The 16,912-nt window shown below is 56.2% G+C and carries 15 protein-coding genes; 1 reads left to right on the top strand and 14 read right to left on the bottom strand.

The window, feature by feature from the left end; genetic code table 11:
• Positions 1 to 16 precede the first annotated feature (16 nt).
• Entirely contained in the window at positions 17 to 1,072 is a 1,056-nt protein-coding gene (locus tag WA429_RS17985; protein WP_287466206.1) for a LacI family transcriptional regulator, read from the top strand.
• Positions 1,073 to 1,094: 22 nt separating this feature from the next.
• Here WA429_RS17985 and WA429_RS17980 read toward each other — a convergent pair whose 3' ends face one another.
• From WA429_RS17980 to WA429_RS17915, 14 genes are all read right to left on the bottom strand, one after another.
• On the bottom strand, positions 1,095 to 1,976 hold the full coding sequence (locus tag WA429_RS17980) for a cell division protein FtsQ/DivIB (protein ID WP_287466207.1): 882 nt from the start codon (positions 1,974 to 1,976) through the stop codon (positions 1,095 to 1,097).
• Complete coding sequence (locus WA429_RS17975) at positions 1,964 to 2,878, bottom strand: D-alanine--D-alanine ligase (protein WP_068519516.1); 915 nt, start codon at positions 2,876 to 2,878, stop codon at positions 1,964 to 1,966. The genes WA429_RS17980 and WA429_RS17975 overlap by 13 nt, the downstream gene beginning before the upstream one ends.
• Entirely contained in the window at positions 2,875 to 3,819 is a 945-nt protein-coding gene (gene murB, locus WA429_RS17970) for a UDP-N-acetylmuramate dehydrogenase (RefSeq protein ID WP_287466208.1), read from the bottom strand. The genes WA429_RS17975 and murB overlap by 4 nt, the downstream gene beginning before the upstream one ends.
• A 7-nt stretch (positions 3,820 to 3,826) precedes the next feature.
• Entirely contained in the window at positions 3,827 to 5,236 is a 1,410-nt protein-coding gene (gene murC / locus WA429_RS17965; protein ID WP_068519518.1) for a UDP-N-acetylmuramate--L-alanine ligase, read from the bottom strand.
• An 11-nt stretch (positions 5,237 to 5,247) separates the two neighbouring features.
• Positions 5,248 to 6,444, bottom strand: coding sequence for an undecaprenyldiphospho-muramoylpentapeptide beta-N-acetylglucosaminyltransferase (gene murG / locus WA429_RS17960; RefSeq protein ID WP_287466209.1), 1,197 nt, complete (start codon positions 6,442 to 6,444; stop codon positions 5,248 to 5,250).
• A gap of 165 nt (positions 6,445 to 6,609) precedes the next feature.
• Entirely contained in the window at positions 6,610 to 7,749 is a 1,140-nt protein-coding gene (ftsW, locus tag WA429_RS17955; RefSeq protein ID WP_068519520.1) for a putative lipid II flippase FtsW, read from the bottom strand.
• Entirely contained in the window at positions 7,746 to 9,152 is a 1,407-nt protein-coding gene (gene murD / locus WA429_RS17950; RefSeq protein WP_287466210.1) for a UDP-N-acetylmuramoyl-L-alanine--D-glutamate ligase, read from the bottom strand. The genes ftsW and murD overlap by 4 nt, the downstream gene beginning before the upstream one ends.
• A 12-nt stretch (positions 9,153 to 9,164) precedes the next feature.
• Positions 9,165 to 10,253, bottom strand: coding sequence for a phospho-N-acetylmuramoyl-pentapeptide-transferase (gene mraY / locus WA429_RS17945; protein ID WP_068519522.1), 1,089 nt, complete (start codon positions 10,251 to 10,253; stop codon positions 9,165 to 9,167).
• A 24-nt stretch (positions 10,254 to 10,277) separates the two neighbouring features.
• The gene (locus WA429_RS17940) at positions 10,278 to 11,708 is read right to left on the bottom strand and encodes a UDP-N-acetylmuramoyl-tripeptide--D-alanyl-D-alanine ligase (RefSeq protein WP_287466211.1); all 1,431 of its coding nucleotides are present in this window, start codon (positions 11,706 to 11,708) and stop codon (positions 10,278 to 10,280) included.
• A gap of 59 nt (positions 11,709 to 11,767) precedes the next feature.
• Entirely contained in the window at positions 11,768 to 13,228 is a 1,461-nt protein-coding gene (locus WA429_RS17935) for a UDP-N-acetylmuramoyl-L-alanyl-D-glutamate--2,6-diaminopimelate ligase (RefSeq protein WP_114113711.1), read from the bottom strand.
• On the bottom strand, positions 13,215 to 14,933 hold the full coding sequence (locus WA429_RS17930; protein WP_068519525.1) for a peptidoglycan D,D-transpeptidase FtsI family protein: 1,719 nt from the start codon (positions 14,931 to 14,933) through the stop codon (positions 13,215 to 13,217). The genes WA429_RS17935 and WA429_RS17930 overlap by 14 nt, the downstream gene beginning before the upstream one ends.
• Positions 14,930 to 15,358 carry a cell division protein FtsL gene (ftsL, locus tag WA429_RS17925; protein ID WP_101245720.1) on the bottom strand — a complete coding sequence of 143 codons (429 nt, stop codon included), beginning with the start codon at positions 15,356 to 15,358 and terminating at the stop codon, positions 14,930 to 14,932. Before ftsL ends, WA429_RS17930 begins: the two co-directional genes overlap by 4 nt.
• Complete coding sequence (gene rsmH, locus WA429_RS17920) at positions 15,355 to 16,341, bottom strand: 16S rRNA (cytosine(1402)-N(4))-methyltransferase RsmH (RefSeq protein ID WP_068519527.1); 987 nt, start codon at positions 16,339 to 16,341, stop codon at positions 15,355 to 15,357. The genes ftsL and rsmH overlap by 4 nt, the downstream gene beginning before the upstream one ends.
• Positions 16,338 to 16,841: a division/cell wall cluster transcriptional repressor MraZ gene (locus tag WA429_RS17915; protein WP_287466212.1), complete on the bottom strand. Its 504-nt coding sequence runs from the start codon at positions 16,839 to 16,841 to the stop codon at positions 16,338 to 16,340. Before WA429_RS17915 ends, rsmH begins: the two co-directional genes overlap by 4 nt.
• Between the last annotated feature and the right edge of the window lie 71 nt (positions 16,842 to 16,912).

Below are 16,912 nucleotides of genomic sequence, written 5' to 3'. Positions count from 1 at the left end.
GCGTTCAGCCCGGAGGTTGGGAAAACTGTCTGATCCATATCTGACCGGAAAGGGGGTAACATCCCCCCGGTCACGCCCCACACTTAAAACCATTGCCGAGATGACCGGGCTTGGGGTCACGACGGTATCGCGTGCGTTAAAGGATGCGCCCGATATTGGTGCAAAAACCAAGGAACGTGTCCGTAAGGTCGCCGATGCGGTCGGCTATCACCCTGATCGCGCCGGTGTAAGGCTGCGCACCGGCAAGACAAATGTCATCAGCCTGATCCTTGATCAGACCGACAAGGTGCCGGAATTCGCCCGGCGCATGATTGTCGGCATTTCAGAAGCCATTCGCGGCACGCCATACCATCTGGTGGTAACCCCGCAATCGCGTCTGGATGATCCGATGGACCCGGTGCGCTATATCCTTGAAACCCGGGCCGCCGATGGGGTGATCCTGACCCATATCCGGCCTGATGACGAACGGGTTCATGCCCTTAGACAAAGTGGATTGCCCTTTGTCACCCATGGACGGTGCCAGACGATACAGGATCATGCCTATCACGATTTTGATAACCGTGCCTTTTGCCGGATGGCGGCAGAACGCATGATCAAACGCGGGCGCAACCGTCTGGCGCTTTTGGCACCGCCGTCGGAATTTTCATATTATCAGGAAACATTGGCAGGACTTGCCGAAATCGCCGAACCGGTCAACATCCCGTTCAGGGTCCTGCCCGGTGTCGATCTTGACAGCAGCATCGAAGTCCTGCGCCAGGCGGGCATGGCGCTTCGTCATCAGGAATATGTCCCGGACGGGATCATTTGTGGCAGTGAATTATGTGCCATGGCGCTGATTGACGGCATGACGCAGTCCGGGCTTGAGGTTGGCAAGCATGCCGACGTCATCGCCAAGGAAACGTCGGATTTGCTTGATCTGACACGCCCGCGGATCGACAGTTTGCGCGAAGACCTGATTGTTGCCGGTCAGCAACTGGCTTCGCATCTTCTTGATGTGATCAAAGGGGTGCAACCCGATACGCTGCAAACGCTTAGCGAACCGAAACCGGTTTGGCGCGTCAATCAGTCCTGATTGGTGATTTCAGGCGGCCGTTCTAGACCGCTCCCTCCTTCTTTGGGGGATTACGGCGCTTTTCCGCCGCCCCCGGTGTCAGGCGTACAAAGGTACGATCAGGCAAACGCAAATCGACAATCAGGATGTCGCGTTCAAGAAGGTCATGTTCGCGATCAAGCATCTCAAGCCGTTGCCAGGCCTTGTCCATGTCATGTTCGGGCAAACGGATGAACATGCCGTTCGACAACTGAATATTCCAGCGACGATGACCGATACGCTGTGCGCCGGTGACCTTGGCATAAAGATCCGGGATGCTTTGAATGGTTTGAAGCATTTCGGCGGCATGTTGCGGGGCATCGTCCCCGACCAGAACCGGCAGATCAAGATAATCACCAAGTTCATAGTTCTGAAGCTGTTCACCGTCCCCATCAATCAGGACGTGACCGCGATCTTCGGTTTGCCACAGTGCAAGCGGCTTACGTTCAACAATCGACACGATCAGGGTATCGGGCAACTGGCGTTCAACCGTTGCGGTGCGCACCCATGAAAGCTGCTCGATCCGTTCGCGCGCGGCATCAACGTCAAATGTAATGATCGGTGTGCCCGGCTTTTGACCGATTGCCGCCAGAAGCGCGTTGGTGTCGGTTTTTTCGCGGCCCGAAACTTCGATATTCTTGACCGTCATGCCCAGTTCAGCGGACAGGCGGACACTTTCATCTTCGGCAATGGCAATCCATTTGTCAGGCTTGCCGGTATACCAAAGGGCTGCGGGAATGATTGTAATGACCCCGACAAAGCCCGCCCACCACATGACACGCGCCACCTTTTTCAGGTTGGAGGCAATGCCATGCTTTTTATCAAGCTTTTCGCGACGTTCGCGTGCCTGTTCTTCAAGCGTGCCAACGGGGCCTAGCGTTCGCATGAAGCATCCTCCACCATCCATGCGACGATATCGGCAAAGCTCATGCCGTCATGGCGGGCTGCATCGGGAACAAGTGATGTCGGTGTCATGCCGGGCTGGGTATTGATTTCGAGGATGGCCAGGCGGTCCTGTTCCGGATCATAGCGGAAATCTGCGCGCGCCACACCACGACAGCCCAGCGCACGGTAAGCCTGCTCGGCATGGCGTTGCAGACGGTCGCGAAGATCGCCGTGAATGTCGGCGGGAATGATGTGTTCGGACCCGCCCTGGGCGTATTTGGACTCAAAATCATAAAAGGCATGGTTGCCGGTCAGGATTTCGATGACTTCCATCGCCTTGCCATCCTTTACCGCAACCGTCATTTCGCGCCCGGCAATGAATTCTTCCTGCATGACGCCATCGCCATGAACCCAGTCGCGCGCCAGCATGTTCTGTTCTTCTTCGGGGGTCAGGATGATTTCGACACCGACAGAAGACCCTTCGTTATTGGGTTTAAGAACATAGGGCGGCGGCAGTGCCTTGCCATTGGCGATATCGCCCCGGCTTACCCAAACATGTCGCGCACAGGGGATTTCATATTCGGCAAACATTGCCTTGGCCGACATTTTGTCCATGGCAATGGCCGATGCCCGCACACCGGAATGGGTGTAGGGGATGTTCAGAATTTCAAGCAAACCCTGAACCGCGCCATCTTCGCCCCAGCGGCCATGCAGGGCGTTGAAAATGACGTCGGGTTTGGGATCGATTGCGGCGATCTGGTTGGCAAGGTCACGGGTCGCATCGATTTCGGTGACCTGATATCCCTTTTCACGCAGGGCCTTGGCGCATTCGCGCCCGGAGGACAGGGATACTTCGCGCTCTGCTGACCAACCGCCCAGAATGACAGCGACATGTTTGCTCATGCGTCTTTTCCTATGATCGAGTGGCCAAGGCGTTCGCCAATGCGCCGGATTTCCCAGCGCAGCTCAACGCCGCTATGTTCCTTAACCCGTTTGCGGACTTCATCGCCCAACTGTTCAAGATCAAGGGCGGTGGCATTGCCCGTATTGATCATGAAATTGCAATGTTGTTCGGACATTTGCGCCCCGCCGATGGTCAGTCCGCGACATCCCGCCGCATCAATGACTTCCCATGCGCGGTCGGGCACCGGATTGGCAAAGGTCGATCCGCCCGTCCGTGACTTGATCGGCTGGGATCCGGCGCGGGCCTGCTGGATTTCGTCCATACGTTTGGCGATTTCATCGGGATCGCCCGCTGTGCCGCGCAGGATGGCCGATGTGAAAATCCAGTCTTCGGGCAAATCGCAATGGCGGTATGACATCCCCATTTCAACGGGCGTCACCGTGTGTTTGATGCCCTTGCCGTCAATGGCGGTGGCGGAAATCAGAACATCCTTGATCTCGCTGCCATAGGCCCCGGCATTCATCCGAAGTGCCCCACCGATGGTTCCCGGAATACCAGACAGGAATTCAAGTCCGGCGATCCCGGCCTGCTGTGCCACTTGCGCGACATTCAGATCAAGTGCACCGGCACCGACATGCAGATCGCCATCCTTGACCACGGCATCGGTAAACGGGCGACCCAGGCGAATCACAACACCGCGAATACCGCCATCGCGCACCAAAAGGTTCGATCCCACCCCGATCACAGTGACCGGCATGTCATCGGGTTTGCCTTTCAGGAAATCGGCAAGATCGGCTTCATCGGCCGGACGGAACATCACATCGGCCGGGCCGCCAACCTGAAACCAGGTGACTTTTGCCAGTTGCGCGCCTTCACGCAGCTTGCCGCGAACTTTGGGCAGGCGATCGATCAGCGGTGTGTGGTGTCCCGGCGTGCTCATGGATGTCTCAGTTCTTCAGGGCTTCGAGTTGTGCGGGCAGGGCGTTGGCCCATGCACTGATGGAACCGGCACCAAGACAGACGACAAGATCGCCCGGCTTGGCTTCATTCCTGATGACTTCTGCGAGTTTGTCCGGGCCTTCAAGGGCACTGACATGGCGGTGGCCACGGTTGCGCAACCCTTCGACAAGGGCGTCACGTGATGCGCCTTCGATCGGGCTTTCGCCGGCTTCGTAAACATCGGCGACAATCACGCTGTCGGCATCGTTAAAGCAGGTGCAGAAATCTTCAAACAGGTCATGCAGGCGCGAATAGCGGTGCGGCTGAACCACGGCAATGACATTGTTCTGCGTCGCTTGGCGGGCGGCTTTAAGGACCGCTTTGATTTCGACCGGGTGGTGGCCGTAATCGTCAATGATGGTGACACCATCGACTTCACCGGTTTTGGTAAAGCGGCGCTTGACCCCGGTAAAACCGTCAAAGGCGGAAACGATTTTGTCGTCCGGAATGCCAAGTTCAAGCGCAACCGTGATCGCCGCAAGCGAGTTCGATACGTTGTGATCGCCAACCATCGGCAGACGGACATCCTTGATCACGCGTTCTTCGCTATCGACACGTTCGCGGATAACGACGTCAAAGATGCTTTCGCCGATATTGGTGCGCACATTGACCGCGCGCACATCTGCTTGTGGCGAGAAGCCGAAGGTAAAGATACGGCGATCGGTAACCTTGCCAATAAGGGCCTGAACTTCGGGATGGTCAATGCACAGAACGGCAAATCCATAGAACGGAATGTTCTGAACGAAGTTTTTGAAGGCTTCGCGCAGTTGATCGAAATCTTTCCAGTGATCGAGATGTTCCGGATCGATATTGGTCACAACCGAAATGGTGGACGGTACTTTGACAAAGGTACCATCAGACTCATCGGCTTCAACCACCATCCAGTCGCCTTCGCCAAGGCGGGCATTGGTGCCATATGAATTGATAATCCCGCCATTGATCACGGTCGGATCAAGCCCGGCAGCATCAAGCATGGTCGCCACCAGCGAGGTGGTGGTGGTTTTGCCATGCGTGCCGCCAATCGCGATTGCTGCCTTAAGGCGCATCAGTTCGGCCAGCATTTCCGAACGGCGGACAACCGGGATCATTTCTGCGCGCGCGGCGACGACTTCGGGGTTGTTCGGTTTGACGGCGGTGGAAATGACAACCACCTTGGCATCTTCGACGTTGGACGCCTGATGACCGACAAAAACCGTGATGCCCAGATCGCGTAGGCGCTGCACATTGGCATTGTCCGAAATATCCGATCCCTGAACCGAATAGCCCAGGTTGTGGAGAATTTCGGCAATGCCGGACATGCCGATGCCACCAATACCGACAAAGTGGATGGTGCCGATGTTGAGCGGCAGGGTATTCATTGCATGTCTCCTCATACCTTCTGGGGGTCTTTATTCATGTTTTCGTTATTCGGGCTTCCGGCCGGGTTCAGCCCCAGCATATCAAGCACCATATCGGCCAGCCGTTCGGCGGCATTGGCGCGACCGCTGCTTTTGGCGGCCTTTGCTGCGCGCGTCAAGGCCGCCGGATTGGTTAAAAGTTTCGCCAGCCGTTCGGATACCAGTTCGCTGGTAAAGCGATCCTGAGGCAGCAACCATGCGCCACCGGCATCCTCAACCTGCTGGGCATTAAAACGTTGATGATCATCAATGGCATGGGGCAGGGGAACCAGAAAACCCGGACGTCCCGCCGCGGTCAGTTCGGCCACTGTTGATGCCCCGGATCGTGCAATCACCAAATGGCAGTCCCGCAATTTTTCGGGAATATCGTTGATGAAGGACGCAAGGGTCACATCAATCAATGATCCCTCATAGGTCGCGCGCACGGCATCGATATCTTCTTCGCGGGCCTGCTGGGTGACGTGAAGACGTTTGCGAATGTCTTCTGGCAGGCTGACCAACGCATTTGGCAGCACCTCGGACAAGATGCGTGCCCCTTGCGAACCACCGGTGATCAAAAGGCGGATCGGGCCATCGGCCGTAGGCGCCTCATACTCACTCGCGGCAAGGGCTGCGACTTCGGCGCGCACCGGATTGCCGGTCCAGATGACCTTGCCTTCATCGCCGGGCGCAATCATCGTCACTTTGGCAAAGGATGTGGCAATGCGTTCTGCATGGCTGGCAACCAGTCGGTTTGCCCGGCCCAGAACCGCGTTCTGTTCATGAATGGCATAGGGGATGCCAAGCCATTTTGCCGACATGGTGGCCGGGATCGATGCATATCCGCCAAAGCCGATCACGGCGGCCGGTTTTGCCTTTTTGATCAGGGATCGTGCCTTTAACGTGCCAAGGCCAAGGCGAAATGCGCCGGTCAGACGACCCTTGATGCCTTTGCCGGCAATGCCACCGGCTGGCAGGATGACGGTTTCGACACCTTCAACACCCTCGGTATAGCGGGCGGCACGGGCATCTGTGAAAAACAGAACCTTGGCACCGCGTCGAACCAGTGATCTGGACAAGGCAACAGCTGGGAACATATGTCCGCCGGTTCCGCCAGACGTGACGGCAATCACCTGACCCGCAAGCGGGGTGTCCGTGGCCGAAATATCAAGTTTGGTGAAGTCAGTCATCTTGTCCACATGTGAAACGACGTCGCATCGGGATGATCCCGCACAGTTACCCCATCAGAACCCGACAAAGGTTAATATCCCTTCAAACCGGGTACGGAATAAGGTCGGATTTTGTCGTTTTGATGCAGAAAATTCAGGTCAGGCAAAACATCCGGAAAACAGGTGTTATTCGCCCGGACGTTTACGCGTAAGCGCAAGAACAAATCCCATGCCGATCGCAATGCCGATGGTGGCCGACCCGCCATAGGAAACGAACGGCAGGGTCATGCCCTTTGGCGGGACCAGTTGCAGGGTGGAGGCCATGTTGATTACGGCCTGCAAGCCGAACTGAACCAGAATGCCGGTCACGGCCAGAACCACAAACAGGTTGCGTTCCCCCATCAACCGCGAAAGGCCGCGCATGATGATAAAGGTAAAGACACCGACCACCAGCACACAGAACAGCAATCCGAATTCTTCACCGGCCACGGCAAAGATAAAGTCGGAATGGGCATCAGGGATCGAGTTCTTGACCCAGCCTTCGCCGGGACCGCGGCCCATGATGCCGCCACTCATGAAGGCTTCCATCGATCGTTCGATCTGATAGTTGTCACCAGATGCCGGATCAAGGAAGCGGTCCACACGGGACTGAACGTGGGGCAGGATCAAATAGGCACTGACCGCAAGGCCAACCGCACCCAATCCAAGACAGAACACCAGAATGATCGGAAGTCCGGCCAGGAAGATCTGTACCGACCAGATGGACGTGACAACGACGGTCTGGCCAAAGTCCGGCTGGATCATCAATAGAAAGATGCAAACCGCCAGCATCAGACAACTGACGATATAACCCGGGAAGTTCGGGTTCAGCCGACCTTCGGCAAACATCCATGCGACAACCACCGCAAAGGCCGGTTTCAGGAATTCCGATGGTTGCAGGTTGATGCCTGCAACGTTGATCCAGCGCACCGCACCCTTGATGTCCGATCCGATGAAGGGGGTAATGATCAAAAGGAAAATCACGCCCAAAAACATGATTGATGCCAGGCGTCGCACCCATTTCACGGGCAAAAGCGATATGCCGAACATGCATCCGGCCGCCATGCCCAGAAATACGAACTGACGGGTGACAAAGTGGAAGCTGTCAACATTGATGCGATCGGCTACCGGCGGACTTGCCGACATGACCAGAAGCGCACCGATGCCCATCAGAAGAATGATTGCCGCCAGCAGCCAGCGATCAACCGTCCACCACCAGATGCCCAGAACAGACGTATCGGCACGTGAAAAGGCGATATTGGTGTTATTGCCAAACAACGATTTCATGCGCCTGCCTTCCCGTTTGTGCCGGCACTTGCCAGGCGGGAATACAAATCGCGGAACGCATCGCCGCGTGCTTCAAAACTTTTGAACTGATCAAACGATGCACAGGCCGGGGTCAGCATGACAACCGGTGCATCCTCGCCGTCCGATTTGGCATCTTCAAAGGCAGCTTTGGTCGCGACATCAAGAGTTTTGCACTTCTCCCATGGCAGATCGGCACCAAGGGTCCGGGCAAAGGCATCTTCGGCCTCGCCGATCAGATAGGCCTTCTTGATGTGGGGATAGAATTCCTCAAGTCCGGCGATACCGCCTTCCTTGGGTTTGCCGCCAACAATCCAGTAGATGTTCTGATAGGCCGAAAGCGCCTTTGCCGATGCTTCGGCATTGGTGGCCTTGCTGTCATTGACAAAAACGACATTATCAATCGTACCCAGCTGTTCCTGCCGATGGGCAAGGCCCGGAAATGTCATGATCCCGTCAATGATGCGGGTGGCATCAACACCGCGCGCCCGGCACAGGCCATAGGCAAAGGCAATGTTTTGCCAGTTATGTTTGCCCGGCATGTGGGTTACGGTGGCAAGATCAAGGATCGGTGTTTTGGCTCCCGTAAGGTCATCAATCAGCCAGCCCTTTTCATCGACATAAATGCCGTGATCGACCGGGTTCTTGACCGATACTTCGATAATGTGACGGCCGCCTTCGCGGGCCAGTTCAACCGCCATCTTGGCACAAGGTTCATCATCAACCGAAATGATCGCCCATTTCGGACCCTTGTTACGTGCAAAGATCTGCCGTTTTGCCCCGATATAGCCATCCATCCCGCCATGACGGTCAAGGTGATCCGGGGTGATGTTCAAAAGCGCACAGGCATCAAAGGCCGCATGTTCAAGAAGGTCAAGCTGATAGGATGACAGTTCAAGAACAAGGCAATCATCGGCTGTTGACGGTTCAAGGCCAAGGGCCGCATTGCCAAGATTACCACCCGCCTGGGTGTTGATCCCGGCCTGCGTAATGATATGGGCAGTCAGGGCGGTGGTTGTCGATTTGCCATTTGTGCCGGTGATCGCCAGTGTCGGAACGTCTGGCTGTGCGGTGCACAGAAGTTCGACATCGCAAATGATCGGCTTGCCCGCCCGACGTGCCTTTTCGGCAGCCGGATGCGGGGTCGGGAAGGTGGATGGGATGCCCGGGCTGATCACCAGCATATCGGGTTCGGTCCAGTCACATTCCGCCAGATTGATCGGGGCAAGGCCCAGTGGTTCGATCTGTTCACGGCCTGCGGGATTGTCATCCCATGCCCAGACGACGGCACCGGAATTGATCAATGCCTTTACGCTGGCAAGGCCGGATTTCCCGAGCCCCAGGACCGCAATGGTTTTGCCGCGCAGATGCGAAAGATCAATCACGATAGGACGTCCTTACCGGAGTTTCAAAGTAGCAAGACCAACCAGCGCCAGAATGACCGCGATGATCCAGAAACGGATCACGATGGTCGGTTCCTGCCAGCCTTTTTTCTCGAAATGGTGATGAAGCGGGGCCATGCGGAAAACGCGTTTCCCGGTCAGTTTGAACGATCCCACCTGAATGATCACAGACAGGGTCTCAAGAACAAACAGACCGCCAATAATTGCCAGAACAAGTTCATGTTTGGTCACGACCGAAACAGCACCCAGGGCACCGCCAAGGGCAAGCGATCCGGTATCCCCCATAAACACCATCGCCGGCGGGGCGTTGTACCAAAGGAAACCAAGGCCAGCCCCAACCAGGGCGCCAAGGAAGATGGTAAGCTCGCCCGATCCGGCGACATAATGAACCTGAAGATATTCGGCAAACTGCACGTTGCCGATGAGATAGGTGATCAGCGCAAAACTTGCAGCGGCAATCATCACCGGAACGATGGCAAGACCGTCAAGACCGTCCGTCAGGTTGACCGAGTTCGACGCACCAACCATGACAAACATGGCAAACGGAATAAAGAACCAGCCAAGATCAAGCAGGAAGTTCTTAAAGAACGGGAAGGCAAGGGCGGTCGAAAGCGGATCAGCGGTATTGTAGGAAATCCACCAGGCAGCAAGGGCCGCGATCGAAAACTGCCCCAGCAGTTTGAGCTTGCCCGGAAGGCCTTTGGTGTTTTTCTTTGAAACTTTAAGATAGTCGTCAAGGAAACCAAGGAAACCATACCCGATGGTGACAAGAAGAACCGCCCAGACATAGGGGTTTTTCAAATCCGCCCACAGCAGGGTCGCAATCGATGTCGACAGCAACAGCAAAAGCCCGCCCATGGTCGGCGTGCCCTTTTTGGTCAGAAGATGGCTTTCAGGGCCGTCTTCACGGATCGGCTGGCCTTCGCTTTGTTTGGAACGCAACCAGTTGATCAGATGGGGGCCAATTACAAAGGCAAGGATAAGCGACGTAATGATCGCACCGCCCGTCCGGAAGGTAATGTACCGAAACAGGTTCAATACCGGCATCTGATCAGACAGTTGATAAAGCAGATTATAGAGCATTGCTCTTGTCGTTCCTTCTGCGACTTAATTCTGTGTTTCTGCGGGGCTATCCACCACGCCACAGGATTTTAGGGCCGATACAATTTTCGAAACGTAAATGCCAAGTGATCCTTTGACCAAAACCACGTCTCCGGACCGCAAATCGGCCTTTATCGGTTCAATCGCGTCTTCGGCGGTATCAAAGTGACCGGCATTTTTGTCTTCAGGCAGGGTCTTGTCGAGTTCACCCATCAGCGGACCGACGCAATAAACCCGATCAATTTCAAGCGCGGTTAGCGGCTGATGCAAATCGGCATGCAGGCGAACAGCATCGTCGCCGAGTTCGCGCATATCACCCAGAATGGCAATCTTGCGACCATCATCGCCCGGTTTGGTTTGCGACAGAACCTTGATCCCGGCCATCATTGATGTCGGATTGGCATTGTATGCATCATCAATCAGGGTAAAGGTACCTTCGCCTGACGGGACCTTGACGGTCGAGATTTCACCGCGACCAGCCGGCGGGGTCACATCGGCCAGATCCTGCGCGGCGCGCAGCGGATCGGCCCCGATTGCATCAACACATCCAAGAACCGCCAGCGAATTCAAAACCCAGTGTTCGCCGGGGCACCCGATGAAATATTCAAGATCCCGGCCACCGATACGGGCGCGCACAGCACTGCCATCGGTGACAATGTTGGCTTCAAACAGGCGGTAATTGGCCATCGCATCGGTGCCAAAGCACTTGATATTGCCAAGACCCAGTTCCTTGGCGCGCCGTGCCAGGGCAAAGTAATGCATGTTGTCACGGTTCAGAATTACCGCGCCATCCGAGTCAAGACCGTCGAAAATTTCGGCCTTGGCCATGGCGATTTCGGCTTCATCCTTGAAGAATTCGGTATGCGCGCCAACCACGGTGGTAATCAGGGCGACCGATGGTTTGACCATCTTGACCAGTGGGCTGATTTCACCCGGATGGTTCATGCCGATTTCAAAAACACCATATTGCGCATCGACAGGAAGGGTCGCCAGACTGATCGGCACGCCCCAGTGGTTGTTGAAACTTGCCGGGCTGGCATGTGTTTTACCCTGCTGGGACAAAACATATTTAAGGGCTTCCTTGGTGCCGGTCTTGCCGACACTGCCGGTAATCGCAACGATTTTTGCCGAACTGCGCGCACGACCTGCAAGGCCAAGGCGCACAAGCGCATCCATCGTGTCATCAACCAGAAGAACCTTGTCGGTATCGGTGATGCCGTTGGTATCAGAAACCATGACGGCACTGGCACCGGCATCAAGGGCAGCCTGTGCAAATTTGTGCCCGTCGAAATTCGGGCCTTTAAGTGCGATGAAAAGATCGCCTTTACTGACTTTTCGGCTGTCTATCGAGATCCCGGTAACCGACCAGTTCCCGGTCGTTTTGCCACCGGTTGCGGTTTCGGCATCCTTTGCCGTCCATAAAACAGCCTTTGTCATAACGTCACTTTCATTTCACTCAGGCCGTTACGGCCTGGGCGCCGTAACGGGAATTCAGGTCAATTGCCGCCTGCAAGGATGCTGCGGGCAACAGATGCATCGTCAAACGGAAGAACCGTATCACCGACAATTTGGCCTCTTTCATGGCCTTTTCCGGCGATAATAAGGACATCGTTGCGTTGCAGGATGCCAATGCCGCGTTTGATGGCCTCTGCCCGGTCGGCAATTTCCACCGCACCTTCGCATTTGGCCTTGATCGCCGCACGGATCAGGGCGGGATCTTCGCTGCGCGGGTTGTCATCGGTGATGATGGCGATATCGGCAAAGTCATGGGCAACGGCACCCATCAACGGGCGTTTGCCGGTGTCGCGGTCTCCGCCGGCACCAAATACACAAACGATGCGGCCTTTGCAATGCGGGCGCACAGCCTTGATCACGGTTTCAAGCGCATCAGGCGTATGGGCGTAGTCAACAAATACCGGTGCGCCAAAACTTGTCTTGCCCACCAGTTCCAGACGACCACGGACACCTTCAAGTTTTTCAAGGGCCAGCACAGCCTGATCAAGATCGGCACCCGATGCCACAACAATCGAAAGGGCTGCAAGGGCGTTCATCACCTGGAAGCTGCCCATCAGGGGAAGATGAATGCTGTATTCACCCTTGTTGGCCAGAAGCGTGATTTTGGTACCGGTGCTGTCCGGGGTTGCCTTGACCAGTTTGATGTCATCGGCATTTTGCCCGTAAGACAGAATATTCACGCCGCGCTTTTCACACATCTTTTTCAACAGCGCGAACTGTTCGACATCGGCATTCAGAACAGCAGTGCCGTCCGCCACCAGAAGGTCGGAAAACAGGCGTGCCTTGGCGGCAAAGTATTTTTCGAACGTGCCGTGATAATCAAGATGATCACGCGACAGGTTGGTAAAGGCCGCCACCGTGACCTTGACCCCGTCAAGACGATACTGGTCAAGCCCGTGCGAACTTGCTTCCATCGCGACATGGGTGACGCCGATGCCGCACATTTCATCAAGACTTTGGTGCAGGGCAACCGGGTCAGGCGTGGTCAGTGATCCGGGGATCTTGGCACCGGCGGCACGAATGCCAAGGGTGCCGATGGATCCCGACATATTGCCAAGGATCGTCCACAGCTGTTCGGTAAAGATCGCCGTGGATGTTTTGCCATTGGTTCCGGTGATCGCCGCAATATTGGCCGGCTGCTTGCCATAAAAGCGCGCGGCAAGCTGGGCATAGCGTTTGCGCGGATTTTCAACCGGAATAAGGGGAACTGTCGCGGCCGTCGGTCTTGGCGTGCCGTCCTTTGCCAGGATTGCGGCAGCCCCAAGTTTGATCGCATCAGCAATATATTTGGAACCGTCGTCGCGGGCACCGGACAGGGCGGCAAACATATAGCCATCCTTCACGGTGCGTGAGTCTGCTGTCAGGCCCGTGATATTCGGGTCCTGTCCTTGGGCATGTTTCAATGCCGCCTGATCACCTGCCATGAGCTCAGAAAGACGCAAGTTTGCGTTCCCCCTTGCGAAGTTCGATCTGCAGCGCTTGCTCGATCTCCGGCGCCTTCGCATTCGCCGGTTCAATGCCCAAAAGGGGAGCAATACGTGTCACAACCTTGCCAACCGCAGGGGCGGACACCCAACCTGCTGTGGCAAATCCATAAGTTTCTTTGGTGCCTTTGGGCTCGTCCAGCGTCACCAGAACCACATATTTCGGGTCCTGCATCGGGAAGGCGGCGACAAAGGTCGACATGCGGGCGTTCTTGACATAGCGCCCGTTCACTAGTTTTTCCGAGGTGCCGGTCTTCCCGCCAAGGAAGTAGCCGGCCACTTCGGCCTTTTTGCCCGAACCTTCGGTGACAACCAGTCGCATCAGGCGACGCAGCTGTTCCGAAGTTTTCTGGGAAAACACACGTTCGCCGGCCGGTGCACCATCCTGTTTGAGGATCGTGGACGGGCGGCGGATACCACCATTGACGATGGTTGAAATGCCATTGACGACCTGAAGCGGGGTGACAGCCAGACCATGACCGAACGAAATCGTCATGGTGTTCACTTCGCGCCACGGATTGGGCACAAGCGGCCCGCCAACTTCCGGAAGCTCGATTTCCGGTTTGTCGAGCATGCCAAGCTTTTTCAGGTATTTTTTCTGGTTCTCACCGCCGAAGGCCATCGCCATGCGCGCTGATCCGATGTTGGAACTGTGGACCAGAATTTCCGGTACCGTCAGCCAGCGGTTTTCAGCGTGGTAATCGCGGATCGAGAAACGCGCAATCCGCAGCGGTTCGGTCGCATCGTAAACCGAATTGAGTGTGGATGTGCCGGTTTCAAGGGCGATGGCGGTGTTAAACAGTTTGAACACCGACCCCATTTCATAAACGCCAAGGGTCGACCGGTTGAACCGTGCATCTGCCGGGGCCTGACCCGGGCGATGGGGATCAAAATTCGGAAGTGACGTCATCGCGATGACTTCACCGGTATAGACATCCATGACAAGACCTGCAGCGCCCACCGCGCTATAGGTCTCCATCGCGTTTTCGACTTCTTCTTCGAGCGCGAATTGCACACGGGTATCAAGCGACAGCTGAAGCGGGCCGTTATTGATGCGCAACTCGTTATCGAATTCGCGTTCGGCGCCAGCAATGCCGTTATTGTCGATGTCGGTAAAGCCAAGCACGTGCGAGAACAGCCGCCCATGCGGATACACCCGGCGTTCCTCGCGCTGGAAATTCAGGCCGGGAATGCCAAGCGAGTTGACTTCATATTGCTGCTCAGGCGTCAGGTTGCGGCGCAGCCATACGAATGCCTTGCGCGAGCTCAGATGCCGGATCAGGGTATCACGATCAAGATCGGGCAAAACCGTCAGCAAAAGATCGGCAGACTCAACCGGGTCCTTGACCACGCGGGCATCGGCATAAAGCGAGTTGGTCGGAAGATCGGTGGCAAGCAACAGGCCGTTGCGATCAATGATGTCGGCGCGTTCGGTTTTAAGTTCGCGCGCATCGGTACCCGATGCCACAGCCGGTTCGTTGCCCTGGCGCAAGACCGATGCGTCTACCAGGCCATAGGTGATCCAGCAAAAACCGATGATGAACATCGCGCCGGTGATGAAAATACGGTTGCGGGCCGTTTCAAGTGCAAGACGTTCACGCTGATCGGGCCCCAGTTCCGGACGGTCACCACGCAGCCAGTATGAGAAACGGGTAAAGCTCATTGCGCACCCCCGGTCTCGGCGACTGATGGCGCGTCCACAATCATGGTTTCGGCAGCCTCGGCATAGGCGCGATCGCCCGGACGCGGACGGGGTACAGGCATGAAGGCAACCGCTTCGCCGAACTTGTCGATGCGGTATTGATGCATGTCGGAATCTTCTGGCAGATCATCGATGCTGGCCATTTGCAGCACTTCGATCTGGGCCAAGCTAAGATATTCGCGCGAAAGCTTTTCAATCCGTTCCGGATTGTTCAGGTAGCTCCATTCCGCTTCAAGCACATGGATGCTTTCCTGTTCGGCCAGAATGTCGGACTGGATTTCCGCATAATGCTTTTCAAGGCGTTCGACTTCGTGGCTGACCCAATAGGTGCCAGCGCCAATCAAAATGGTCAGGAACAGGCCAATAATTGTTACCGCACGGGTCATTTTGGACCTCCGTGCTTGTTGGCTGGCTGATCATTGCGGGCAACAGCACGCAGCTTTGCCGACCGGGCGCGCGGGTTGGCACGAATTTCGTCTTTCTGGCCGGTCACCGCCTTGCGTGTGATGGTCGTAAAGGTCGGTGTGGCGACTTCCGGCTCACCAGGCAGGCGGCGCGACATTTTCTTGGGATCGCCCGAACGCGCCTTCATGAATGTTTTGACCAGGCGGTCTTCGAGCGAATGGAACGTCACAACCACCAAACGTCCGCCCGGCTTTAACAGTGTTTCGGCCGCATCCATCGCACGTTCAAGTTCGCCAAGCTCGTCATTCACATAGATGCGCAATGCCTGGAACGTGCGGGTGGCCGGGTCAATGCCGTCCTTGGATTTGCGCACGACCGAGCGCACAGCACGGGCAAGCTGTGATGTGGTTGTAAACGGCTCATCTGCGCGCATCTCGATGATCTTGCGGGCAACCTTGCGCGATGCCCGTTCCTCGCCATAACGATAGATGACATTGGCAATGTCTTCTTCCTCGGCGGTATTGACGAAATCGGCCGCAGTGGGGCCAGACATCGACATGCGCATATCAAGCGGACCGTCTTCGCGGAATGAAAAGCCGCGATCGGCCTGATCAAGCTGCATTGACGACACGCCGATATCGAGAACGATACCATCGACCTGTTCGGGGCCAGCGGCCGGGATCAGCCGACCCATATCGCCAAAGCATCCTTCGACCATGTGGAAACGGCCGTCATATTCGGCTTCAAGTTTCCGACCGGTTGCAACCGCACTCGGATCGCGATCAATGCCATACAGCTCGCATTTCGCGGAATCAAGAATGGCGCGGGAGTAACCGCCTGCGCCAAAGGTGCCATCGACCATGATTTCGCCGTCACACGGTGCAAGAGCGTCAAGCACCTCGCGAAGCAGGACCGGCTTGTGCGGGCGATCTTCGGTGGCGAAACGGATGTCCTTGTCGCTCATGATGCGTCCTCCTCGTTCGGGGTGCCGGGACGTGCACCTTTGGGGAGTTCGTTCATCGGTTTGAGCTTGAGCGTCGCACCACGATTAAGCGTGCGGGTCCGGCTGGCTTCTTGCAGGGGCTTGAAGATTTCCGGGTTCCACAGGCGGAAGGTGCGACCACGGCCGACAAAGGCGACCTGATCTTCGATACGGGCAAATTCGATCAATTCAGCGGGCAGAATGATACGACCTTCGCCGTCATAAGGAAGCATATGCGAGGAGCCAAGGATGGTGTCTGCCAGATCGTCTGCCTCGTCAGAGAACATATCAAGTTCATCAAGCGACGCGGCGATGCGCTCCATGTGGCTGTGGCTGCAGCCTTCGAGCGCGCATTCCTTGTGGGATTGATACAGGTAGATACCGGCGAATTCTTCCATCTCAAGGGCCGCACGGAACCGTTTGGGGACGGATACGCGTCCCTTCCGGTCCAGCTTGTGAATGTGCGTCCCTGTGAACAGCACTTCGCCATTCCCCTGATCAAAAGTCCGATTTCAAAGTTCGACGTGAACAGGTCCGCCTCAACGGCCGGTCG

It is taken from the genome of Thalassospira sp. CH_XMU1420-2 (assembly GCF_037029325.1).
Classification (GTDB): Bacteria; Pseudomonadota; Alphaproteobacteria; order Rhodospirillales; family Thalassospiraceae; genus Thalassospira; species Thalassospira povalilytica.
This window is presented reverse-complemented; position numbering and strand designations above follow the sequence as displayed.